At 54.3% G+C, this 21,830-nt stretch carries 23 protein-coding genes; 9 read left to right on the top strand and 14 right to left on the bottom strand.

Going from position 1 to position 21,830, the window contains the following annotated elements; genetic code table 11:
* Positions 1 to 7 precede the first annotated feature (7 nt).
* Positions 8 to 832, bottom strand: a complete 825-nt coding sequence (locus HA50_RS16315) for a transporter substrate-binding domain-containing protein (protein WP_084876611.1) — start codon at positions 830 to 832, stop codon at positions 8 to 10.
* Positions 833 to 1,022: 190 nt separating this feature from the next.
* Here HA50_RS16315 and HA50_RS16310 point away from each other — a divergent pair, with 190 nt between their 5' ends.
* From HA50_RS16310 to HA50_RS16295, 4 genes are all read left to right on the top strand, one after another.
* Entirely contained in the window at positions 1,023 to 1,823 is an 801-nt protein-coding gene (locus tag HA50_RS16310; protein WP_084878576.1) for an IclR family transcriptional regulator, read from the top strand.
* A gap of 54 nt (positions 1,824 to 1,877) precedes the next feature.
* Positions 1,878 to 2,582, top strand: a complete 705-nt coding sequence (locus HA50_RS16305) for an SDR family NAD(P)-dependent oxidoreductase (protein WP_084876610.1) — start codon at positions 1,878 to 1,880, stop codon at positions 2,580 to 2,582.
* A gap of 29 nt (positions 2,583 to 2,611) precedes the next feature.
* Positions 2,612 to 3,940: an NAD(P)/FAD-dependent oxidoreductase gene (locus HA50_RS16300; protein WP_084876609.1), complete on the top strand. Its 1,329-nt coding sequence runs from the start codon at positions 2,612 to 2,614 to the stop codon at positions 3,938 to 3,940.
* Positions 3,941 to 4,438: 498 nt separating this feature from the next.
* Positions 4,439 to 6,586, top strand: a complete 2,148-nt coding sequence (locus HA50_RS16295) for an ornithine decarboxylase (protein WP_084876608.1) — start codon at positions 4,439 to 4,441, stop codon at positions 6,584 to 6,586.
* A 116-nt stretch (positions 6,587 to 6,702) separates the two neighbouring features.
* Here the strand turns inward: HA50_RS16295 and mltC are convergent, their stop codons facing one another.
* Genes mltC through mutY form a run of 3 tightly spaced genes read right to left on the bottom strand, consistent with a single transcriptional unit; the run spans position 6,703 to position 9,191 of the window.
* Positions 6,703 to 7,782, bottom strand: a complete 1,080-nt coding sequence (gene mltC / locus HA50_RS16290) for a membrane-bound lytic murein transglycosylase MltC (RefSeq protein WP_084876607.1) — start codon at positions 7,780 to 7,782, stop codon at positions 6,703 to 6,705.
* Positions 7,783 to 7,833: 51 nt separating this feature from the next.
* Complete coding sequence (locus tag HA50_RS16285; RefSeq protein ID WP_084876606.1) at positions 7,834 to 8,106, bottom strand: oxidative damage protection protein; 273 nt, start codon at positions 8,104 to 8,106, stop codon at positions 7,834 to 7,836.
* Positions 8,106 to 9,191, bottom strand: a complete 1,086-nt coding sequence (gene mutY / locus HA50_RS16280; RefSeq protein ID WP_084876605.1) for an A/G-specific adenine glycosylase — start codon at positions 9,189 to 9,191, stop codon at positions 8,106 to 8,108. Before mutY ends, HA50_RS16285 begins: the two co-directional genes overlap by 1 nt.
* A gap of 154 nt (positions 9,192 to 9,345) precedes the next feature.
* Here mutY and trmB point away from each other — a divergent pair, with 154 nt between their 5' ends.
* The 3 genes from trmB to HA50_RS16265 all read left to right on the top strand — a co-directional run bounded on the left by trmB (position 9,346) and on the right by HA50_RS16265 (position 11,230).
* Entirely contained in the window at positions 9,346 to 10,065 is a 720-nt protein-coding gene (gene trmB, locus HA50_RS16275) for a tRNA (guanosine(46)-N7)-methyltransferase TrmB (protein WP_084876604.1), read from the top strand.
* Positions 10,065 to 10,391, top strand: coding sequence for a YggL family protein (locus HA50_RS16270; protein ID WP_084876603.1), 327 nt, complete (start codon positions 10,065 to 10,067; stop codon positions 10,389 to 10,391). The genes trmB and HA50_RS16270 overlap by 1 nt, the downstream gene beginning before the upstream one ends.
* Positions 10,392 to 10,513: 122 nt before the next feature.
* Entirely contained in the window at positions 10,514 to 11,230 is a 717-nt protein-coding gene (locus tag HA50_RS16265) for a YggN family protein (RefSeq protein ID WP_084876602.1), read from the top strand.
* A 34-nt stretch (positions 11,231 to 11,264) separates the two neighbouring features.
* On the opposite strand, the gene HA50_RS16260 is transcribed toward HA50_RS16265, so the two are convergent.
* The 4 genes from HA50_RS16260 to tkt all read right to left on the bottom strand — a co-directional run bounded on the left by HA50_RS16260 (position 11,265) and on the right by tkt (position 15,549).
* On the bottom strand, positions 11,265 to 12,641 hold the full coding sequence (locus HA50_RS16260) for a PTS ascorbate transporter subunit IIC (RefSeq protein ID WP_084876601.1): 1,377 nt from the start codon (positions 12,639 to 12,641) through the stop codon (positions 11,265 to 11,267).
* Positions 12,642 to 12,740: 99 nt separating this feature from the next.
* Positions 12,741 to 13,013, bottom strand: coding sequence for a PTS sugar transporter subunit IIB (locus HA50_RS16255; RefSeq protein ID WP_084876600.1), 273 nt, complete (start codon positions 13,011 to 13,013; stop codon positions 12,741 to 12,743).
* A 46-nt stretch (positions 13,014 to 13,059) separates the two neighbouring features.
* Positions 13,060 to 13,521, bottom strand: coding sequence for a PTS sugar transporter subunit IIA (locus HA50_RS16250; protein WP_084876599.1), 462 nt, complete (start codon positions 13,519 to 13,521; stop codon positions 13,060 to 13,062).
* A 33-nt stretch (positions 13,522 to 13,554) separates the two neighbouring features.
* Complete coding sequence (tkt, locus tag HA50_RS16245) at positions 13,555 to 15,549, bottom strand: transketolase (RefSeq protein ID WP_084876598.1); 1,995 nt, start codon at positions 15,547 to 15,549, stop codon at positions 13,555 to 13,557.
* Between the two features lie 474 nt (positions 15,550 to 16,023).
* On the opposite strand from tkt, the gene HA50_RS16240 reads away from it, so the two are divergent.
* On the top strand, positions 16,024 to 16,758 hold the full coding sequence (locus tag HA50_RS16240) for a GntR family transcriptional regulator (RefSeq protein WP_084876597.1): 735 nt from the start codon (positions 16,024 to 16,026) through the stop codon (positions 16,756 to 16,758).
* A 30-nt stretch (positions 16,759 to 16,788) separates the two neighbouring features.
* On the opposite strand, the gene hemW is transcribed toward HA50_RS16240, so the two are convergent.
* From hemW to HA50_RS16220, 4 genes are read right to left on the bottom strand one after another with little or no spacing between them, the layout of a single operon-like run.
* Positions 16,789 to 17,928, bottom strand: coding sequence for a radical SAM family heme chaperone HemW (hemW, locus tag HA50_RS16235; RefSeq protein WP_084876596.1), 1,140 nt, complete (start codon positions 17,926 to 17,928; stop codon positions 16,789 to 16,791).
* Positions 17,921 to 18,514 (bottom strand): XTP/dITP diphosphatase, encoded by a 594-nt coding sequence (locus HA50_RS16230; RefSeq protein WP_084876595.1) that lies wholly within the window; start codon positions 18,512 to 18,514, stop codon positions 17,921 to 17,923. Before HA50_RS16230 ends, hemW begins: the two co-directional genes overlap by 8 nt.
* Positions 18,515 to 18,534: 20 nt before the next feature.
* Entirely contained in the window at positions 18,535 to 19,089 is a 555-nt protein-coding gene (locus HA50_RS16225) for a YggT family protein (RefSeq protein ID WP_021186199.1), read from the bottom strand.
* Positions 19,090 to 19,101: 12 nt separating this feature from the next.
* Complete coding sequence (locus HA50_RS16220) at positions 19,102 to 19,809, bottom strand: YggS family pyridoxal phosphate-dependent enzyme (RefSeq protein ID WP_084876594.1); 708 nt, start codon at positions 19,807 to 19,809, stop codon at positions 19,102 to 19,104.
* Positions 19,810 to 19,825: 16 nt separating this feature from the next.
* Between HA50_RS16220 and HA50_RS16215 the strand changes: the two genes are divergently transcribed.
* Positions 19,826 to 20,818 carry a type IV pilus twitching motility protein PilT gene (locus HA50_RS16215; RefSeq protein ID WP_084876593.1) on the top strand — a complete coding sequence of 331 codons (993 nt, stop codon included), beginning with the start codon at positions 19,826 to 19,828 and terminating at the stop codon, positions 20,816 to 20,818.
* A gap of 4 nt (positions 20,819 to 20,822) precedes the next feature.
* On the opposite strand, the gene ruvX is transcribed toward HA50_RS16215, so the two are convergent.
* Both ruvX and HA50_RS16205 read right to left on the bottom strand, forming a co-directional pair.
* Complete coding sequence (gene ruvX / locus HA50_RS16210) at positions 20,823 to 21,239, bottom strand: Holliday junction resolvase RuvX (protein WP_084876592.1); 417 nt, start codon at positions 21,237 to 21,239, stop codon at positions 20,823 to 20,825.
* Positions 21,239 to 21,802 carry a YqgE/AlgH family protein gene (locus tag HA50_RS16205; RefSeq protein WP_084878574.1) on the bottom strand — a complete coding sequence of 188 codons (564 nt, stop codon included), beginning with the start codon at positions 21,800 to 21,802 and terminating at the stop codon, positions 21,239 to 21,241. Before HA50_RS16205 ends, ruvX begins: the two co-directional genes overlap by 1 nt.
* Between the last annotated feature and the right edge of the window lie 28 nt (positions 21,803 to 21,830).

Below are 21,830 nucleotides of genomic sequence, written 5' to 3'. Positions count from 1 at the left end.
TGACGGCTTACTTAGCCGCAGCGCGCGCGGCTTCAGCACGTTTGGCAATGTACGGCGAGGCGGGCATATCGAACTCTTTTTCCCAGCCAATCAGCTTGTTTTCGCCTTCGGCTTTGACGATGGCCTTATCGACCGCTGCCCGGAAAGCGTCATCCCCTTTGCGCAGACCACCGGCCATCGGCAGGTATTCATACGGCTTCACCGCAATTTTGTAATCGCTCCAGCCGGGTTCTTTCAGCTTGTTTTGCAGCGACATGTCATCAAACACCATCGCCACGCAACGGTTATCCTGCAATGCACGGTAGGCTTCCGGCAGCGCGGTGAAGTTCACCAGTTGCAGGCCGTAGTTCTGCGTCACGGTTTTGTTGAAGTAGGAACCCTGAATCCCGCAAATTTTCTGGCCTTTCAGCTGTTCCCACTGGGTAAATTTCACTTCTTTGCGCGCCAGGATCGACGGGCCAGCAGCGGAAACATATTCATCGGTAAAGTCGATCTGTTTGGCACGATCCGGCGTCACGCCAAGGGTGGCCATGATCATGTCGATCTGCCCGGAATTGAGGAATTGCATACGGTTGGAGGCGTTCACCGGCACCAGCTTGATCTTGTCCGGCGAACCGAGCAGTTCATTGGCGATGTAACGCGCCAGGCTGATCTCAAAGCCGACGGTGTTGCCGTTGTTATCCATGTAGCCGTAAGGCGGATAGTCGTTCTTCACCCCGACGGTTAATACGCCGCGGGCTTTGATGTCGGACAGCGTGTCCGCGTGGGTGATAACCGGGGCGGCCAACAGCAACATCGAAGCAGCCAGAATACGCATGCGATGGTTTTTCATAGATATTTCCTCTGTCGGGATGAATCTGCAGGTGTTGTAAATTTTGTGCTGTGAGCCACTTTTTTTGTTGAATCGCGTTGCTCACTTGTCAACCGAATATGAAATCTGCTAGAAAATTAGTCAACAAAAAACCATATACTGAAATCTTATGATTTAAAGTTTCATAATGTGGAACATTAGCGGTGAGGCGATGAACGAAAATTCGGGGAAAAATGGCGTCCAGTTACTCGATCGTGCAGTGATGTTGCTCGATCTGGTGTCAGATGCGGGAAGTGAAGGGGCAACGCTGAAAGCGCTGTGTGAACTGTCTGGCCTGAACAAAGTGACCTGCCACCGCATTCTGAATTCGCTGGTGGAGCATCAGCTGCTGCAAAAGGTGCAGAGCGACAAGTGTTACCGGCTGGGCACAAAGCTGCTGGTGTTTGGTGCCAAAGCGGCACGCGGGCCGGGTCTGCGTCGCCAGTTCCAGCCTGCGCTGGAGCGGTTACGCCAGCAGACTGGCGAGACGGCGATGCTGATGGCGCGCGATCGGGATGACTCGGTCTGTATCGATCGCTACGACAGCGAATACCAGATGCAGACGCTGACCGGTTCGGTCGGGGGCGCTGTGCCACTGGGCCTTGGACCGGGTAGCCTGGCAATCCTCGCGTTTCTTGAGGCGGAACAGCAACAGGCGATTCTGGCGCGTAACCGGGCACGGCTCGACAGCTGGCCGCAACTGACGGCGGAAAATCTGCAACTGAAACTGGATCAGACGAGGCAACAGGGCTTTGCCATCGATCCGGGAGAACTCATTCCGGGGATCGCCGGGATCGCCGTACCGATCGAGGTATCTGGCGCGGGCGTGGTGGGATCGCTTGGGCTGACGTTCCTCTCACCACGGCTGAATCCCGAGGTGCAGCAACATTATGTCGCGTTGCTGAAGGAGGAAGTGGCTGCGATTGCGCCGCTGATTAGCCCGCTGGATACGCGGCTGCGAGCATCGTTGTAAATCGGCCTGTCGCGGAAACGAAAATCATTCCAATCATTCAACCGGGGGAGACCCATGAGCAAATCAACACGAAAGGTCGCGTTAATCAGTGGAGCCAGTCGCGGTATCGGGGCGGCGATTGCTGCCAATCTGCTGGCGAACGGCTGGGCGGTGAGTCTCGGCTGTCGTTCGCCGCAAGATGTCATCCTCAGTGATAGCGACAATCAGCTGGTGTGCCGTTTCGATGCTTTCGATGCCGCCACCGAAGAGGCGTGGGTCGCGGCGACTATCGAAAAATTCGGCCGCATTGATGCGGTAGTACATAACGCAGGCATGATGCTGCCGCTGTCGATCCTGGAAGCCACTGACGACGAGTTCGATCGTACCTTTGACGTCAACGTCAAATCACCGATGCGTCTCAGCCGTTTGACGTGGCCGCATTTGCAGGCCAGCGGAGCCGGGCGCATCGTGATGCTGGTGTCACTCTCCGGCAAACGCGTTAAAGCCGAGCGCTCCAGCCTGTACGCCATGAGCAAGTATGCCGCACTGGCGCTGGCACATGGCTTACGCAAAATCGGTGATGCCGATGGCATTCGCTGCACCGCCATTTGCCCCGGATTTGTCGCCACCGATATGGGGACGGCGTTGACGGAAGTCCCGGCGGAGAAAATGACCCAGCCGGAAGATCTCGCGCACCTGATTCGCACGGTGCTGGAATTACCCACCACCACCAGCATCGCCGAAATTCCGGTGAACTGGACGGTGGAAGATAACTATTGATGCCCTTTTACCTGACGAGGAAATAAACCATGGGCCCCAGCGTTGATGCAGTTCCCTCTTCGGCGCAGTTTCCGACCAGCGCCGACGTGGTGGTTATTGGCGGCGGGATTATCGGCGTAGCGACCGCCTTGTCGCTGGTGCAGCGCGGGGTACGTACCGTGCTGCTGGAGAAAGGCACGGTGGCGGCAGAGCAGTCGAGCCGCAACTGGGGCTGGTGTCGTCGCACCGGGCGCGATCTGCGCGAGCTGCCGCTGATTAATCTCAGTATGCAGCTGTGGGAAGGGATGAATATGCGCCTGAACCGCGAAACCGGATTTCGTCGCAACGGCATCGTTTACGCCTCCCGCACTGAGCAACAACGTGAGCGCCATCAGCGCTGGGTGAATGAGGCCCGCCACTACGGGATTGACAGCGAAATGCTGACGCCGCAACAGCTGCGCCAGCATCTGCCGCAGTTGCAGGCCAGCTATCCCGGCGGGTTGTATACGGCGCTGGATGGACGGGCAGAACCGCAAAAGGCGGCTCCGGCGATGGTCGCGGCGGCGATGGAGTTGGGGCTGAATTTGCAACAGCATTGCGCGGTACGGACCATCGAACGTACCAATGGTCGCGTCAGCGAAGTGGTGACTGAGCATGGTGCGATCCGTTGTCAGCAGGTGGTGGTGGCGGGTGGGGCCTGGTCGCGCCTGTTGTTGCAGGGGCTGGGAGTGACGCTGCCGCAGCTGAAAGTGCTGTCAACCGTGCTGCGTACTCGTCCGGTTGAGTTCGATCCTGGCGTCTGCGCCAGTTTTGGCAGCGTGGCGCTGCGGAAGCGGCTGGACGGCGGGCTGACCGTCGCCAGTTCAGCCACCAACACCGCCGATATCACGCTGGATTCACTGCGTTTCAGCCCGCGCTTTATGCCCGCATTTTGGGTGGAGCGTAAGTCGCTCCAGCTGCGTCTTGGCAAATGCTTTGTCGATGAAGCGCTGCGCTGGAAGCCCGGTCAGGCCGATAAACGATCGATTTATGAGGTGTTGCGCGTACTCGATCCCCTGATCGATCCAGCGATTGTGCAGCGTATGCGTCATAGTCTGGCAGAACTGATGCCGCCGTTGCGCGATCTGCCGGTGGCGCAGTGCTGGGGGGGATTGATCGACACCATGCCCGATGCAATCCCGGTGATCTCCGGCATTGATCAGGTGGCCGGGCTGTATCTGGCAACCGGTTTTTCCGGCCACGGTTTTGGTATTGCCCCCGGAGCCGGTCAGCTGATGGCGGATCTGGTGCTGAACAGCACGCCATCGGTGGATGCGCAGCCGTTCCGCTTCAGTCGCTTTAGCGATGGCGAAAAGATCCGCGCCCAGCACTGGCTGTAACGCTTTGTTATTAATATCCGCACCTTGCATAATTTTGCATAAGGTGCGGATATTTAAGCGTTTTTGATTTTATCATCTGATAAAATATTTTTATTATCAATGTGTTATCTCAATGCTTTCATGCGTAGAAATTGCCGCTGGCGGGTTGTTCCGGCAAAAAAAAGATGACATTATTGCGCCAGTTTATCCATTCCCTTTAACACTGAGGACGCTGCCATGCCCGGTACAATGCAGATTTGCACTTGTTCCCGTTCGCTTCGCCGAAAGCGTTCCTCCGTCATCTGTTGTTCGCATTTCTCGCTCACCATGCGGTGAGGCCAGCTTAACGCTCGCTGTTGGACATGAGTAAAGACAGACGCGATCTGGCTTTACTGATGTCTATCGGTTGCGGCTGTAATCCACCTTTGCACCCATCCGTCTGACGTTATTCGCCGGGGAATCTTCCTCATTGCTGTGCCACTGGCACCCACTCATCCTTGACCTCTGGGGATTTGTGTTATGACACCACTGAAAATTGCTGCCAGCGCTGCTGTAGCGCCAAACCTGAGCCTGAACACCATGCGCGACGTGGTGACGCTGGACAATACTGACTTTACCGATGTGGCGGCTGTTGTCGTCTCTCTGGCGGATACGCGGAGTGGCGTGCTGGCGCTGTTGCGCCATACCGGCTTCAATCTGCCGGTGTTTGTTGCCAACGCCTTTGATGAAGAGGTGCTGCAACTGCCGGGTGTGACCGGCGAAATCAACGGCGCGCCGGAAGAGTGGGAGCGGCTGGAAGAAGCCGCGCAGGAGTATGAATCCAAACTGCTGCCGCCGTTCTTTGACACCCTGATGCGCTACGTTGATATGCAGAACAGCACCTTTGCCTGCCCCGGACATCAGGGCGGTGCGTTCTTTAAAAAGCATCCGGCGGGTCGGCAGTTCTATGAATTCTATGGCGAAAACGTCTTCCGCTCCGATATGTGCAACGCGGACGTTAAGCTGGGCGATTTGCTGATCCACGAAGGTTCCGCCAAACACGCGCAGAAGTACGCGGCGAAAGTGTTCAACGCGGATAAAACCTATTTCGTGCTGAACGGCACCTCCAGCGCTAACAAAGTGGTGACCAACGCGCTGCTGACGCGTGGCGACCTGGTGCTGTTTGACCGCAACAACCATAAATCCAACCATCATGGTGCGCTGATTCAGGCTGGTGCGACGCCGGTTTATCTGGAAGCGGCACGTAACCCGTTTGGTTTTATTGGCGGCATTGATGCGCACTGCTTTGACGAAGCGTATTTGCGTGAACGCGTGAAGAAAGTGGCACCGCAGCGGGCGAAAGATCAGCGTCCGTTCCGTCTGGCGATTATCCAGCTCGGCACCTACGACGGTACGGTGTACAACGCGCGTCAGGTGGTGGATCGCATCGGCCATCTGTGTGATTACATCCTGTTTGATTCCGCATGGCTGGGCTACGAGCAATTTATCCCGCTGATGGAAGGTTGCTCGCCGCTGACGCTGGATCTGAATGAAAACGATCCTGGTATCTTTGTCACCCAGTCGGTGCATAAGCAGCTGGCTGGCTTCTCGCAGACATCGCAGATTCACAAGAAAGATAACCATATTCGTGGTCAGAAACGTTTCTGTCCGCATAAGCGCCTGAATAACGCCTTTATGCTGCATGCTTCCACCAGCCCGTTCTACCCGCTGTTTGCTGCGCTGGATATCAATGCGCGCATGCATCAGGGCGAAGCGGGTCGCAGCATGTGGCACGAGTGCGTCACGCTGGGCATTGATGCGCGTAAAGCGATTCTGCAACGCTGTGAAATGATTCAACCCTTCCTGCCGGAGCAGGTACACGGTAAGCCCTGGCAGTCGGCAGAAACGGCAACTATCGCCGCCGATCCGGCGTATTTCAGCTTCGAACCGGGAGCGAAATGGCACGGTTTTGCCGGTTATGCCAGTGAGCAATATCTGGTGGACCCCTGCAAGCTGCTGCTGACCACGCCGGGTATTGATGCCGCCAGCGGGGCGTACACGGCATTCGGCATTCCGGCGACCATCCTTGCGAACTACCTGCGTGAAAACGGTATCGTGCCGGAAAAATGCGACCTCAATTCAATTCTGTTCCTGCTGACCCCGGCGGAGAGTGCTGAGAAGATGGCACACCTGGTGGCGATGCTGGAACAGTTCGAACAGCATGTGAAGGAAGATGCGCTGCTGGCGGAGGTGCTGCCGAGTGTGTATCGCAAAAATATGGCGCGTTATCAGGGTTATACCCTGCGTCGTCTGTGCCAGGAAATGCATGACTTGTACGTCAGCTATGATGTGAAAGATTTGCAGAAGGCGATGTTCCGCGAAGCCTGCTTCCCGCAGGTGGTGGTCAATCCGCAGGATGCGCATCAGGCATATATTCGTGGTGATGTGGAGCTGGTGGCGATTGCGCAGGCAGAAGGGCGTATCGCGGCTGAAGGCGCATTGCCATATCCACCGGGCGTGCTGTGTGTGGTGCCTGGCGAGGTGTGGGGCGGCGCGGTACAGCGTTATTTCCTCGCGCTGGAAGAGGGCATTAATCTGCTGCCAGGCTTTTCGCCAGAACTACAGGGCGTTTACACCGAAGAAGATGACAGCGGGCGTAAGCACCTGGTAGCGAATATGATGGTATAAAGCCAGAAGCGGCCTGATGGCCGCTTCTGTCGTTCTGTGTAGCGGCGCGATTTATCGCGCGGATTTTTCTGGCATGGTGCCCGGAATTGCGCGATAAATCGCGCCACTACAGTGCTTTAATACCGATGATAACTGCGCTGGGCGTTGTTCACCTTGTACAGATAACGGCGTGATTCTGCGGAAGGATGGTCGTTAGTCAGCGTCTGATATACCTGGCTCGGCGACATGCTGTTAATGGTGGCAAACGCGCGATCTTTATCACTGGAGAACACGCGCAGCACGCTGCCAGCACCGCCGTTATAGGCGGTAATCACCGCATAACGTCGTGATACCGGGTCCTGAATCCCACCCAGATAGGTGTTCTGCAACAGCGACAAATAGGCGGTGCCCGCATCAATGTTGTTTTCCGGATCCAGCAGATAGCTCCGGCTCGGCTGGCCCCATTTCCCCTTCATACGATAGACATCGACACCCGCCGTATGCTGAACCACCTGCATCAGCCCCAGCGCATCCGAGTTACTGACCGCATAGGGGTTGAAGCTCGATTCAATCTGCATAATCGCCAGAATCAGTGAGGCATCGACGCCATACTGCTCAGCGGCTTTACGCACCATTGGCAGGTATTTATGCGCACGTTTGTCGAGGTGGTTCGGCACCATCGGAATGGTCACAGACCAGATGACATGCAGGCCAGACGTGCGTTTCTGCAGCTTGTTCTGAATCAGGTAGTCAGCAAAGTTAGCGGCACGGCCCTGCCAGCGAATTGGCTGGCCGGTGTTGTCCAGCACCTGGCCATAAAGCAGCGGTTCTTTACTGATCTGAATATCGTTGGCATCTGAATAGAGATCGACATTACCCGGATCCTCGCCAATCAGCAGCGTGGTGATGATCGCCTGACGCAGGCTCGCCATCGGATCGGTGCCGGAAATGGTTTCAATGGTGATGCTACCGCTATCAAAGTTGATGTGGCTGCGGGTGTAATAATTATCGCTATATTTGACGTAATCTTTCGGTCCGGCGATCAGAACCTCATTGATTCCCCAGATATTTTCGATGTTGTGGGCGAACTGCCCCATCAGGATGTCGAAACCGTTGGTGTCCTTAACCCACTCTTCGTGATATTGCCCTTGTTTGTGTCCGGCGCAGGAAACCAACAGTGGTGCGATTGCCAGCATGGCGATCAATTTTTTATTCATTGTTAATGCGAGCCTGACCTGAAAAGGGCCTCAAGGTGAGGCCCTGAAAGTTTATTTTTCCGGCGGTGTGTAACCTTCAATGTGCACATCTTTGCCTTCAAACAGGAAATTCACCATTTCCAGTTCCAGCACTTTGCGATCGCCCGGGTTCATCATGTTGAGCTTTTTCTCGTTGATCAGCATGGTTTGCTTCGACATCCATTGCTGCCAGGCTTCTTTCGAGATCTCGTTGTAGATGCGCTTACCCAGCTCGCCAGGATAAAGCTGAAAGTCCTGACCTTCAGCGTCGCGTTGCAGATAAGTACAAAAAATGGTGCGGCTCATTACTCTTCCTCTTCGGTCACTCGCGTATGCAGTGCCAGTTGCTGGGGGTGTCGCAGTTCATGCAACAGGCGCTCGACCGGCGCAGCCAGACCCACTGACGGTGGTTGCGCTAAGTTATACCAGAGACCGCCTGCTTCATCCATCAGCGACCCGGACGAAGGCCATGCCAGCCACATAGGCACAATATCTAAATGGAAATGGCTGAAGGTGTGACGAAACGCGGTGAGCTGCTGTGGCCTGGCGTGGATGCCACGCTCTGCCAGCCAGTCGATCATCGCCTGCTCTGTGGTGAATTGCGGGAAGCAGAACAATCCCCCCCACAGTCCCACCGGCGGACGCTGCTCAAGCCAGACATCGTCACCGTCCTGCATCATCAGAAACCAGCCAGTGCGCTCTGGCAGCGTCTGTTTTGGCTTTTTACCAGGATAGCTGGCCCAGCTGTTGTTAGCATAAGCGACGCAACCGCTATTTAACGGGCAGATTTCACATTTGGGACGCGAGCGGGTACAGACTAACGCGCCAAGATCCATCATTGCCTGATTAAACTGGCTGACGCCCTGCGCAGGGGTAACCTCTTCACTCAGCTGCCACAGGCGCTTCTCGACATCTTTTTTGCCGGGCCAGCCCGCGACGGCGTAACAGCGTGCCAGCACGCGTTTTACGTTGCCATCGAGGATCGGGAAATGCTGGCCGAGCGATAAAGACAAGATGGCACCCGCGGTTGAACGCCCGACGCCAGGCAACGCTGCTACGTCATCAAAATTACGCGGGAATTCGCCACCATGCTTATCCACCACTTGTTTTGCCGCTTTATGCAGATTGCGCGCGCGTGCATAGTAGCCAAGGCCGGTCCACAGGTGCAGCACCTCATCCAGCGGTGCGGCCGCCAAATCGGTTACGGTGGGAAAACGCGCCATAAAGCGTTCAAAATAAGGAATAACGGTGGCAACCTGAGTCTGCTGAAGCATCACTTCAGAGAGCCAGACTTTATAAGGCGTTTTCTCCTGCTGCCAGGGCAGGGTTTTGCGGCCAAAGCGCTGATACCAATCCAGCACCTGTTGCGCGAATTGCGGCGCTTGCATCATAAGAAGGCAATTTTCCATGGTTACTCTACAATCAGGCAGGAATTCCAGCACAGAGAGATCAGGGTGTAAACCGGAAGATTGCAAAGGCTTGCTTCTGCTATTGAACTTTGCATAATGCGCGTTTCCCTGAACAGGCTAATCAGCAGGCTTTGACATGATTAATGACGTCATCACCCCAGAATTTGATGAGAACGGACGGCCATTACGCCGTATCCGCAGTTTTGTGCGCCGCCAGGGGCGCTTAACCAAAGGACAGCAGCTGGCGCTCGATCAATACTGGCCGGAGATGGGCGTCGAGTTTCAGCAGGTGCCGCTGGATTTGACCACACTTTTTGGACGCGATGCACCGCTGGTGCTGGAGATTGGTTTTGGTATGGGGGCATCGTTAGTGACGATGGCGAAAAATAACCCACACCAGAACTTTCTCGGTATTGAAGTGCATGCGCCGGGTGTCGGTGCCTGTCTGGGTTCAGCGAAAGAAGCGGGCGTGGAAAACCTGCGCGTGATGTGTCACGACGCGGTGGAAGTGCTGGAGAAGATGATCCCGGATAATTCGCTGCGCATGGTGCAGCTGTTCTTCCCGGACCCCTGGCATAAAGTGCGTCACAACAAGCGCCGTATCGTTCAGGTTCCATTTGCTGAGCTGGTGATGCGTAAGCTGAAGCTGGGGGGCGTTTTCCATATGGCAACCGACTGGGAAGCCTATGCACAGCACATGCTGGAAGTGATGAGCAGCATTGATGGTTATCACAACCAGTCAGCCAGCCATGATTACGTGCCGCGTCCGGAAACGCGTCCGTTAACTAAATTTGAGCAACGCGGGCAGCGACTGGGCCATGGCGTTTGGGATCTGATGTTTGAGAGGGTGAAATAATGGCCACACAGCGCAGCCGTCGTTTACGTAAGAAGTTGCATATTGATGAGTTTCAGGAATTGGGTTTCTCCGTCGCCTGGCGTTTTGCTGAAGGCACCAGCGAGGAGCAGATTGATAGCACGCTCGATGCGTTTATCAACGAAGCGATCGACCCAAATGGTCTGGCCTACGATGGCAGCGGCTACCTGGTATGGGAAGGGCTGGTATGCCTGCAACAGACCGGCAAATGCACCGATGAACACCGTGAGCTGGTACGCAAATGGTTACAGGATCGCCAGCTGGCAGATATCCAGGTGACTGAACTCTTTGATGTCTGGTGGGACTAAGATCACAGTCGGCGGTTAAACGGTGGCCATAAATGGCCACCCTACATCCCTGTAGGGTCGGCATTTATGCCGACCGTGTTAATGGCCGCAGTTCCCGATGGAAGACATAATCAGGAGATTTCATGGTTCGTAACGTTCTTCTTGCCGCGCTGCTTCTGGCGGCGACGCAGGCCCAGGCTGCTTATGAATGCAGCGTTAAGCCACAGGATGATGTGATTATTAAGCCGCAGAGCGTGCAGGTGGTGGGTGAGAATGGCAACCTCGAAATCTCCCCACAGGGTGATGTGCAGTTCAATGGTCAGCGGGTTAACGTTGACAACGCAACGCGCCAGAAAGCCATCAACTATCAGAACGCACTGCGTCGCGATTTGCCGTGGATTGACCAGGGTGCCAGCTCACGTCTGGAAAGAAGCCGGGTGGCGCTGGACCAGGTTATCGTCGAAAAACTCGGCCCGAACAGCAACGTGCGTAACCGCCTCACCACCCTTGATGGCCAGCTGAAGCAGCAGATGAATCGTATTATCGAACATCGCAGCGATGGTCTGACTTTCCATCATCAGGCGATTGATCAGGTGCGCGCTGACGGCGAAAAATTAGTGCAGAGCACCATGGGTGGCATCCTGCAGGACAGCCTGAATGAGATGGGCAGCCAGCAGGCAGGCAGCGGCAATAACCCGTTGCAGGCTTTAGTCGGTAATCTCGGCGGCTTACAGCAGTCGATTCAAACCGAATGGAACAAGCAGGAGAAGGATTTTCAGAATTTTGGTCATGAGGTGTGTAATCGCGTGACCGACCTGGAAGGGCAGCGGAAAGGCCTGGTGCAGGGAATTAAGGGTTAAAATAAAGGGGCTGAATTTCAGCCCCTGATTATTTTTATTCGTTGTTCGCTTCTTTAGCCACCGTCTTATTGCTGGCGGCAAAGTTATAAATAACCAGCAAAGCAAAAATCCCGGTAATAATCATGGTAATGGTGCCTTTGTCCATATATCTGGCCATATTACCGAGGAGAATCCCCGTCACACCAAAATCCGTATCTGAGAAAGTGGTATTGGTTAAGCCCAGTGCACCCAGCACCGGTAATAACGCAACCGGCAGGAAGGTAATCAGCACGCCGTGGGCAAATGCACCCAGCATCGCACCACGTTTGCCGCCTGTGGCGTTACCAAATACCCCGGCAGTCGCCCCGCAGAAAAAGTGCGGTACAACGCCCGGCAGAATTAATACCCATTTCAGCTGGCCGAGGATAAATAATCCGACCAGGCCACCGACAAAGCTGGAGATAAAACCCACCAGCACGGCATTCGGTGCATAGGGAAAAACAATCGGGCAATCAAGTGCCGGGCGGGCATTGGGCACCAGCTTTTCCGAAAATCCGGTGAATGCCGGTACAATTTCCGCCAGAATTAACCGCACGCCCTGCAGAATAATAAATACACCGGCGGCGAAGGTAATCGCTTGTACGAATGAATAGACCAGGTAGTTCTGACCATGGCTGAAATGACTTTCCACATAGTCTTTGCCCGCAGAAGCCGACAGAATAAAGTAGATAATCATCATGGTCAGAGAAATCGAGATGGTACTGTCACGCAAAAAACTCAGGTTTTTCGGCATGTTCATCTCTTCGGTGGATTTTGATCCTTTACCGACCAGCGAACCAATCCAGCCTGACAGCACATAACCAACCGTACCGGTATGCGCCAGGGCGACCTGATCATGACCGACAATTTTACGCATATGCGGCTGGGCCAGCGCCGGGAAAAACGCCATCAGCATTCCGAGGGCGAGAGAACCGGTGTAAATAAGCTGCACACCCTCAAAACCAGCAACTGACAGAATAATCGCCACCATACAGGCCATATAAAAAGTGACATGGCCGGAAAGGTAGATATATTTCAGGCGGGTAAAACGGGCAACCACAATATTCGCCACCATGCCAAAAGCCATGATCAGCGTGGTCGGTGCACCGTATTTTTCCAGCGCAATCGAGACCATGGCCTCGTTGTTAGGAATAATGCCCTGTACATCAAAGGCCTGCTTGAAGATGTCACCCAGCGGAGTCAGTGAACCGACCAGCACCGACGCACCACCTGCCAGCACTAAAAAGCCCAGAATAGTTTTTACCGTACCTTTAATTACATCCGGGAACGGTTTTCTTTGCGCGACGAGACCAAATAATGCCACTAATCCTACCAGGATTGAGGGCACTTTCAGCACGTCAACAACGACCAATAAAAGGTTTTGGATAAACATAATAACCTCAGCGGTAAGCGTTCTGTTTTATAGTCGTGATCATTCAGGTTGCATATTCCCTGGCTGCAACCTGAATGATTTAGGGTAGAAAAGTTTGAGTCAGGATTTATTAAAATATTCGCGAATTTTCTGCTCAAGCTCTTTGATATCAATGATGTTGTTGATGATAATAACCTTGCCTTCAGGAAGATTGGCACTGTAGGCAATGTCTTTACCCATGACAAAAACATCCGCAACGTCAGGGGTTACTGAACCCAGATCGGAGTGTTCAACTTCCGCAGTGATGTCGATGGTCTTAAGAACCTTTTTAATGTTCATCTCCATCATAAAGCTGCTTCCCAGCCCTGAACCGCAAACCGCCATAATTTTCATGTCACACCTCTTGGTTTCTATTCTGAAATATATTCGTCATGCTTGTTTAATTAACAACGTTGTCTGTCAGCAACACCGCACGCAATTCTTCTTTACTGCGGGAGTTGAAGAATTGATTCATCTTGTCTTCATCTGAAAGGACTTCTGCCAGCTCTGAAATCATTTCAATATGGCTATTACTATCCGCGGCTGAGAACATAAAAATCGCATCAACCGGATCGTTTTCATCAGCATCAAATTTGACGGGCGTCGCCAGTTTGACGATGGATAACCCGAGTTTATTTGCTCCCTGTTCCGGACGAGCATGCGGCATGGCTATGCGCGGAGCGATAACAAAGTAGGGGCCAATGTCCTCTTTTTGCTGAATGATGACATCAATGTATTGCTGAGAAATGGCACCTTCCTCCAGCAGCGGACGTCCTGCTACCTGAATGGCCTCTTTCCAGTCAGAGACATTTTCCAGGTACTGGATCTTTTCATCATTCAGCCACTTTGACAGATTCGACATATCGTTTTCCTGCATTAAATACGTGTTCAGTGATTACTTCAGTAAGCTACGGGCGGATTCAAGTACGTTTTCTACCGTAAAGCCGAAATGTTTGAAAAGTACGTTTGCCGGAGCGGACTCACCGAATGATTTCATACCGATCACTTTGCCATCCAGACCGGTGTAGCGCTGCCAGAATCCCTCAATGCTGGCTTCAACTGCCAGGCGTTTGCGCACGTCGTGCGGCAGCACTGATTCTTTATATTGCGCATCCTGCTGATCAAAACGTTCGGTGCAGGGGATCGAAACCACCCGTACCTTGCGACCTTCCTGTAACAGAACTTTTGCGGCAGCAACCACCAGCTCGATTTCTGAACCCGATGAAATCAGCAACAGCTCGGGTTTGCCCTCGCAATCAAGCAACACATATCCGCCACGCGAAATATCGGCCAGTTGTGCCGCAGAACGCGGTTGCTGCTCAAGCGGTTGCCGGGTCAGAATCAACGCGCTGGGTCCGTTTTTACGTTCAATCGCCTGACGCCATGCCACCGCCACTTCGACCTGATCGCAACCGCGCCAGGTTTCCATATTGGGTGTCAGTCGCAGCGAGGCTAACTGTTCAACCGGTTGATGGGTGGGGCCATCTTCGCCGAGGCCGATGGTGTCATGGCTATACACGAATACCGAGCGGATCTTCATGAGTGCCGCCATACGCACCGCATTGCGGGCGTACTCCATAAACATCAGGAAGGTGCCGCCGTAGGGGATGAAGCCGCCATGCAGGGCCAGGCCATTCATCATGGCGGACATGCCGAACTCGCGCACGCCGTAGGAAATGTAATTGCCCGCCGGATTTTCAGCGCTGAAATCGACGGATTGCTGCTGCCTGGTCAGATTCGACGGTGACAGGTCTGCCGAACCGCCGAGCATTTCCGGCAGTAAATCGGCGAAATGATTCAGGCATTTCTGGCTGACCTGACGGGTTGCCAGGCTGGCTGGTGCTGCCTGTAATGCCGCGATATAGCTATCCATATCTTCCGCCCAGTTGGCCGGCAGATCGCCCTGCATACGACGGGTAAACTCAGCTGCGAGCTGCGGCCATTGCTGCTGATAAGCGGCAAATAGCTGGTCCCATTCCTGCTGATTTTTTGCTCCCTGTTCGCGGGCATCCCAGGCCTGGTAAATCGCATCAGGAATTTCAAACGGTGCGTAAGGCCAGTTCAGCGCTTCACGCACCAGTGCGACTTCATCGGCACCGAGGGCGGATCCATGACAATCGTGGCTGTTGGCTTTGTTCGGTGAACCAAAGCCGATGATGGTTTTGCAACATAACAGGCTGGGTTTGTCCGTGACTGTTTTGGCCTCGCGTACCGCCGCATCGACAGCAGCGGCATTATGCCCATCGACGCCTTCAATCACATGCCAGCCATAAGCGCGGAAGCGCGCGGCGGTATCTTCGGAGAACCAGCCTTCTACATGCCCATCAATGGAAATGCCGTTGTCATCCCAGATGGCGATCAGTTTGCCGAGTTGCAAGGTGCCCGCCAGGCCACAGGCCTCATGGGAAATCCCTTCCATCAGGCAACCGTCACCTAAAAACAGCCAGGTGTAATGATCGACCACGGAAAAATCAGGTTTGTTGAACTGCGCCGCCAACGCTTTCTCGGCAATTGCCATGCCGACCGCATTCGCCACGCCCTGGCCCAGTGGCCCGGTGGTGGTCTCTACCCCTGGGGTATAACCATATTCAGGATGCCCTGGGGTGCGGGAATGCAGCTGGCGAAACTGGCGGAGGTCTTCAATCGAGAGATCGTAGCCAGTCAGATGTAGCAGGGAATAAAGCAGCATCGAGCCATGTCCGTTGGACTGAACATAACGGTCGCGATTGAACCACTGAGGATTTTTGGGGTTGTGGCGTAAATGATGACGCCAGACAACTTCGGCAATATCCGCCATCCCCATTGGTGCGCCAGGATGTCCTGAATTGGCCTTCTGGATCGCATCAATGCTAAGAAATCGAATCGCGTTTGCTAACTCTCTATTTACCATGAACTGATCTCGCTTTAGCTCTGTTTTATGCAGTAACCCGGACTCTTTACTGTTGGCCGTTAACGCTTCTGTGGCAAAAGATGTCCAGTCATTTATCCCTGAAACCTGATGGTTACTGCACCTGGTGTTGTGCGCGTAATCTTTTCTGTTTTTGTTGGTGTAGAACTATTTTTAATAAAAATGATATTAATTATGTATTTATATTTTATTCTGGAATTTTTCATCAACATGTCGGTGTTGGTAATCAGGTATAGACATGTTTAATGTGTCTAGTCATCTTGATAATGCACATGGACGTGTATAGATACAATATGTAAGATTGAAATCTGGCTGGACACCCTGAGATTGAGTGCAAATTCGTTAACTTGATCACATCCTGATGCGGTCAGACTGGCACTTAGAAAATAAACTCAGGCATACATGTGCACTCATGGCTCACGGAGCCGGAGCCTACTCTTATCGGGAACAACGTTGATGGTCGATGGCATTACTGAGAAGCAGAAAGAGGTTGTCGATTACATCCTCCAAAAGATCAAAGACGAGGGGCTTCTGCCTGGCGATAAACTCGATACCGAAATTGCGATCGCGAAAAACATCGGCATTACCCGCGCGACTGTGCGGGAAGCAACCCGTATTCTGATTGAGCAGCAGCGTATTTACCGGGTGAAAGGGTCTGGCCTTTTCGTGGGGTCTATTGGGAAAAGTAATCATTCTGGCCGCTTTCACGCCCTGTCACCTTTTGATTATCAGGCGCAGAAAAAGGGCTATAAAGGGGTCAGAAAAGTCATTACCGCCAGCATCATCAAAGTGCCGTCAGCGGATATGGCGCAGGCATTGCGCATTAAAAACAGCGACCAGGTGTACAAAATTGTTCGTCTGATGTGTTTTGATGATATTCCTGTCGCACTGGAACAGTGCCACCTGCCGGTAAGTATGTTTAGCAGCATGGAGTTCAGCAAGCTGGAAATATCTAAATACTCGTATATTGAGCAAATTACGGGCAAGAAAGTTCAGCGCAGGGATCAGCATTTAAATGCCATTAACCTGACCAATCCGGAGCAGATTAATCTGCTGAAATTAAAAGAAAATGATGCGGTGCTGGAGATAGCGGAAACCGTCTATCTGGATGATGGTTCACCCTGTGAAGTGAATATTGCGTTAATCAATACGCATCTGCTGCAATTAAGACAGAATACTGAGCGGAATTAATAAAATGGCCCGGAATTATCCGGGCCATTTTTATTCTTCGGCTAAGAACAACTCCAGCAGCGAATTAAGGAACAACTTGCCTTTTTCCGTAATCTGCCATTGTTGCTCCGTTTCAACCACGTATCCGGCCGCAATGGCGGCATCAATCTGCGGACGGATAATCGCCTCATCCAGCCCGGTATAGCGGCGGAAATCAGCGCGCGGTGCCGCTTCCAGCAGACGAAAACGGTTCATAAAGAATTCGAAAGGTTTATCCGCATCCGCAACCTGATGCTGCTTATCCAGATAATTGCCCTTCATAAAGCCACGCGGATGGCGGGTTTTCACCGTACGCAGGATACTGCCATCCGGCTGCGTCAGCTTGCCGTGAGCGCCACAACCAATGCCGAGGTAATCACCAAAGCGCCAGTAATTGAGGTTGTGCTCGCAACGGTAGCCAGGTTTCGCATAGGCGGAGGTTTCATATTGCTGATAACCGGCCGCCGTCAGCAACTGATGGCCTTGTTCGAAGATATCCCACAGCGCGTCATCATCCGGCAGTACCGGGGGACGCGAACCAAACAGCGTATTTGGCTCGATGGTCAGCTGATACCACGACAGATGCGGCGGATTCAGCGCAATTGCCTGACGTAAATCGTCGAGCGCTTCCTCCAGCGATTGGTCGGGCAGGCCGTGCATCAAATCGAGGTTAAAGCTGCGCAGGCCAAGCCCGGCGGCGAGATGGGCGGCGCGTTTCGCTTCTTCCGGGCCATGAATACGTCCCAGACGTTCCAGCTTCTGCGGGCTGAAACTCTGCACCCCAATCGAAATACGGTTGATTCCAGCCCGCTGGTAGCCGCTGAAACGATCGGCTTCTACCGTGCCGGGATTGGCTTCCATGGTGATTTCTGCGTCTGCTGCCAGCGGCAGCCGCGCGCGCACGCCATCCATCAGCATCTGCATGGCATTGCTGCTTAGCAGGCTGGGGGTACCGCCACCAATAAAAATGGTGCGAACTTCGCGTCCGCTGGTGAGCGGCAAATCCTGCTCCAGATCGTTCAGCAGGTGCTGCACATATTCGATGTGCGGCACCTCGCCTTTCAATGCGTGGGAGTTGAAATCACAGTAGGGGCACTTCTGCACACACCACGGAATGTGGATGTAAAGGCTTAACGGCGGTAAATCAGGCATTGCGCATCGCATCCAGTAACAGCGTCAATGCTTTGCCACGGTGAGAAACGGCGCGCTTTTCATCTTTACTCAGCTCCGCAGCCGTTTTGCCCAGTTCAGGGACATAGAAAATCGGATCGTAGCCAAAACCACCCTGGCCTGCTGCGGCACGGGTGATCTCGCCCGCCCAGCTGCCGTGAAACACCAGCGGCGTAGGGTCAGCGGCATGGCGTACATACACCAGCACGCAATGGAACTGGGCCTGACGCTCGTCATCCGCGACGTTTTCCAGTGCGACCAGCAGCTTCTCAAGATTCTGCTGATCGCTGGCTTCCAGGCCCGCGTAGCGCGCGGAGTAGATGCCCGGAGCACCGCCGAGGGCATCAACCGCCAAACCGGAGTCATCCGCAATCGCGGGCAGACCGGTGATTTGGGCAGCATGACGCGCTTTCAGGATAGCGTTTTCGATAAAAGTCAGACCGGTTTCTTCCGCTGACTCCACGCCCAGCTCGGTTTGTGCCACGATATCGAGGCCAAAGGCCGACAGCAGGTCGGCCAGTTCACGAACTTTGCCCGGATTACCGGTGGCGAGAACAACTTTTTGCATAACAGTTCCAGATTAACGAATTACAGCAAGTACCAGAGACCTGGGAACAGGTCCATGCCGAGGAAATTCAGCGCATACAGCACCAGAATCACAATCATGGCAGAAAAATCGATGCCGCCCATCGCTGGCAGAATGCGACGAATCGGTGCCATCAGCGGTTCGGTCAGTTGAATCAATACATAATCAATCGGACCACGGCCCTGGCTGATCCAGCTCATCAGCGAACGGATGATGATCACCCAGAACACCAGATAACCGGCAGACTTCAGCAGCGACAGCAATCCAACCAATAAGTTGGTGGGATCGACTGAGAACACGCCGACCTGAATTAACAGCAGAATCGGGTATTTCAGGGTGGTCAGCACAAACGCCAGCAGCAGCGACGCGGTATCAATCGGCCCCAGTGCGGGCAGCACGCGACGCAGCGGTTTGATGATCGGCTGGGTAATCTTCACGACAAACTGCGACAGCGGATTATAGAAGTCACAGCGTGACCACTGCATCCAGATACGCAGCAGCAATACCATCACGTACAGGTCGATCAGCGTTTTGACTAAAAACGTCATTGTTAACATGAGGTTCCTCAATTATTGTTGTGAAGTGCGCGCATAATCCCGCGCGCCAAAAACGGCGGTGCCGATGCGCACCATGGTACTGCCTGCGGCGATAGCCGCTTCCATGTCGTCGCTCATTCCCAGAGAAAGCGTATCGACGCCAGGGTAATCCTGTTGCAAGGCACGAAACGCAGCAGCCATCTGCTGACATACTGCCAGTTGGCGATCGTAATCCTGCTCGGGGGCCGGAATCGCCATCAGACCGCGTAAACGCAGCTGCGGTAAAGCTGCGATCTCCTGCGCCAGCGTCGGCAGCGCATCCAGCATGATGCCAGATTTGCTGTTCTCGTCACTGATATTTACCTGAATTAACACATTAAGCGGCGGCAGATGTGCCGGGCGCTGGTCATTCAGACGCTGCGCGATACGCAGCCTGTCCACGGTGTGACACCAGGCAAAATGCTCCGCCACCAGGCGGCTCTTATTCGACTGCAACGGCCCGATGAAGTGCCATTGCAGATCAGGATGTGCGGCCAGCGCGGTGACTTTTTCAACCCCTTCCTGCACGTAATTTTCGCCGAATGCTCGTTGTCCAGCCGCTATCGCTTCTGCAACGGCGCTCACAGGTTTGGTTTTACTCACTGCAAGCAGCGTGATTTCTTCTGGCGCGCGTCCGCAACGCGCAGCGGCAGCGGCGATACGCTCGCGCACTTGCTGTAAGTTGTGCTCAATGGAAGTCATAGTCAGGAGAATTTCTATGGATTTGGATAAAGTTGTGGCCCTTAGTGTAAAGCATAACGCCGCCGATCTGCACCTTTGCAGCGGACATTTGCCACACTGGCGGCGGCAGGGCGTACTGGAACCCATCCCCGAACAGGCTGTGCTGGATCCGGCATGGCTGGAAACCTTTATCACCCAGTGGCTGGATACCACGCAGCAGGAGCTGCTTAATGCGGAAGGCCATGTGGATTTCGCCATCACGCTGGCAGGTGGGGTACGGCTGCGCGCTAATTTGTTCCTGCAACGGCAGGGGTTGTCGCTGGCGCTGCGTCTGATTGCCAGCCAGGTTCCCGCGCTTGCCAGCCTGCATTTACCGCCGGTGGTGGAACAGCTGTTGCAGCTGGACGAGGGGTTGATATTAATTACCGGTGCCACCGGCAGCGGTAAATCCACCACTCTGGCGGCGCTGGTGGATAGCCTGAATCATCATCAGGCGCGCCACATTCTCACGCTGGAAGATCCTATCGAGTTTGTCCACCACAGCCAGCGTTCGCTGATTCAACAGCGGGAGGTGGGGGCGCACTGCGCCTCGTTTCGTCAGGGACTGAAAGCGGCGCTGCGTGAAGACCCGGATGTGATTCTGCTGGGGGAGCTGCGCGATAGCGAAACCATTCGGCTGGCATTAACGGCCGCCGAAACCGGCCATCTGGTGCTGGCGACACTGCACACGCGTGGGGCGACCCAGGCGGTGGACCGGCTGGTGGATGTGTTTCCCGCCGAGGAGAAGAACCTGGTACGCAGCCAGCTGGCGGGCAGCCTGAAGGCGGTGCTGGCGCAACGGCTGGTCGCGGCGAAAAACGGCGGGCGGATTGGCTTATTTGAAGTGCTGGTAGCAACCCCGGCAGTGGCTAACCTGATTCGTGAGGGCAAAATGCATCAGCTGCCGGGCGTGCTGCAAACCGGCGCTCAGGCCGGGATGCAAACCTTTGCCCAGAGCGAGCAGGCACGGCGACAGCAGGGGGTAATCTGACGGATCAGTGATTGTCGAACCAATCCTCAAGGATGATCACCGCCGATTGCGCATCAACCCGTCCTTTTTGCAGGGCGCGGTAGCCGCCACGCTCGAACAAACCGGCGCGCGCTTCAACGGTGCTGAGGCGTTCATCCTGCAACTCGACACGCACGCCAAACCGGCCATGCAGACGATTGGCAAATTTACGGGCGCGCGCCGTCAGTTCCTGTTCGGTGCCATCCATATTTAACGGCAGCCCAACCACCACGTAATCGGGCTGCCACTCTTTCAGCAGACGCTCGATCTGGTTCCAGTCTGGCGTGCCGTCCTGTGCTTTTAACGCGGTCAGCGCGCGTGCGGTGCCCGTCAGCTGTTGGCCGACGGCTACACCAATGCTTTTGGTGCCGAAATCAAAGCCCAGCAGTGTTTCACTGGCCATCAGGCGTGCCCTGCATCGTTGGTCATATTATGGATATCCACGCCCAGGCATTTTGCAGCTTCACGCCAGCGCTCTGCGATCGGTGTCTGGAACAGGATATTGGTGGACGCTGGCGTCGTCAGCCACGCATTTTCCAGCAATTCATTTTCCAGCTGATCCTTCTCCCAGGCACAGTAACCCAACGCCACCAGCACGTTCTCCGGCTGGGAGGTGCTGCCAATGGCTTCGAGCACATCTCGTGAAGTGGTAATCACGGTGGTGTCGGAGATGCGGATGCTGGATGAATAGATGCGCTGAGCAGAGTGCAGAATAAAGCCGCGGTCCTCCGCCAGCGGGCCGCCAGCGAATACCGGTTTATCCAGCCTGATGGCCGGATCGCGATCTGATGGGCTGATTTTGAGCTTTTTAAGGATGCCTTCAACCGTCAGATTATCCATTGGCTTGTTGATGATTAAGCCCATGGCACCGTCTTCGTTATGCTCGCAAATGTAGACCACCGAGCGTTTGAAGAAGGGATCCTGTAGGGATGGCATCGCAATCAAAAAATGATGCTGTAAATTCATTCTCACTCGTATACCAAAAATAACCGGC

Origin of the sequence: Pantoea cypripedii (assembly GCF_002095535.1) — a bacterium.
GTDB classification, from domain to species: Bacteria; Pseudomonadota; Gammaproteobacteria; order Enterobacterales; family Enterobacteriaceae; genus Pantoea; species Pantoea cypripedii.
This window is presented reverse-complemented; position numbering and strand designations above follow the sequence as displayed.

Bases quoted from the DNA above. Each gene is read 5' to 3' on its own strand.
- HA50_RS16205 (WP_084878574.1), bottom strand. From the start codon at position 21,802: ATGAATTTACAGCATCATTTTTTGATTGCGATGCCATCCCTACAGGAT.
- HA50_RS16250 (WP_084876599.1), bottom strand. From the start codon at position 13,521: ATGTCGAATCTGTCAAAGTGGCTGAATGATGAAAAGATCCAGTACCTG.
- mltC (WP_084876607.1), bottom strand. From the start codon at position 7,782: ATGAATAAAAAATTGATCGCCATGCTGGCAATCGCACCACTGTTGGTT.
- HA50_RS16225 (WP_021186199.1), bottom strand. From the start codon at position 19,089: ATGTTAACAATGACGTTTTTAGTCAAAACGCTGATCGACCTGTACGTG.
- HA50_RS16255 (WP_084876600.1), bottom strand. From the start codon at position 13,013: ATGAAAATTATGGCGGTTTGCGGTTCAGGGCTGGGAAGCAGCTTTATG.
- HA50_RS16270 (WP_084876603.1), top strand. From the start codon at position 10,065: ATGGCCACACAGCGCAGCCGTCGTTTACGTAAGAAGTTGCATATTGAT.
- HA50_RS16310 (WP_084878576.1), top strand. From the start codon at position 1,023: ATGAACGAAAATTCGGGGAAAAATGGCGTCCAGTTACTCGATCGTGCA.
- ruvX (WP_084876592.1), bottom strand. From the start codon at position 21,239: ATGGCCAGTGAAACACTGCTGGGCTTTGATTTCGGCACCAAAAGCATT.
- HA50_RS16265 (WP_084876602.1), top strand. From the start codon at position 10,514: ATGGTTCGTAACGTTCTTCTTGCCGCGCTGCTTCTGGCGGCGACGCAG.
- HA50_RS16220 (WP_084876594.1), bottom strand. From the start codon at position 19,809: ATGACTTCCATTGAGCACAACTTACAGCAAGTGCGCGAGCGTATCGCC.
- mutY (WP_084876605.1), bottom strand. From the start codon at position 9,191: ATGATGCAAGCGCCGCAATTCGCGCAACAGGTGCTGGATTGGTATCAG.
- HA50_RS16315 (WP_084876611.1), bottom strand. From the start codon at position 832: ATGAAAAACCATCGCATGCGTATTCTGGCTGCTTCGATGTTGCTGTTG.
- HA50_RS16300 (WP_084876609.1), top strand. From the start codon at position 2,612: ATGGGCCCCAGCGTTGATGCAGTTCCCTCTTCGGCGCAGTTTCCGACC.
- HA50_RS16305 (WP_084876610.1), top strand. From the start codon at position 1,878: ATGAGCAAATCAACACGAAAGGTCGCGTTAATCAGTGGAGCCAGTCGC.
- trmB (WP_084876604.1), top strand. From the start codon at position 9,346: ATGATTAATGACGTCATCACCCCAGAATTTGATGAGAACGGACGGCCA.
- HA50_RS16295 (WP_084876608.1), top strand. From the start codon at position 4,439: ATGACACCACTGAAAATTGCTGCCAGCGCTGCTGTAGCGCCAAACCTG.
- hemW (WP_084876596.1), bottom strand. From the start codon at position 17,928: ATGCCTGATTTACCGCCGTTAAGCCTTTACATCCACATTCCGTGGTGT.
- HA50_RS16215 (WP_084876593.1), top strand. From the start codon at position 19,826: ATGGATTTGGATAAAGTTGTGGCCCTTAGTGTAAAGCATAACGCCGCC.
- HA50_RS16285 (WP_084876606.1), bottom strand. From the start codon at position 8,106: ATGAGCCGCACCATTTTTTGTACTTATCTGCAACGCGACGCTGAAGGT.
- tkt (WP_084876598.1), bottom strand. From the start codon at position 15,549: ATGGTAAATAGAGAGTTAGCAAACGCGATTCGATTTCTTAGCATTGAT.
- HA50_RS16230 (WP_084876595.1), bottom strand. From the start codon at position 18,514: ATGCAAAAAGTTGTTCTCGCCACCGGTAATCCGGGCAAAGTTCGTGAA.
- HA50_RS16240 (WP_084876597.1), top strand. From the start codon at position 16,024: ATGGTCGATGGCATTACTGAGAAGCAGAAAGAGGTTGTCGATTACATC.
- HA50_RS16260 (WP_084876601.1), bottom strand. From the start codon at position 12,641: ATGTTTATCCAAAACCTTTTATTGGTCGTTGTTGACGTGCTGAAAGTG.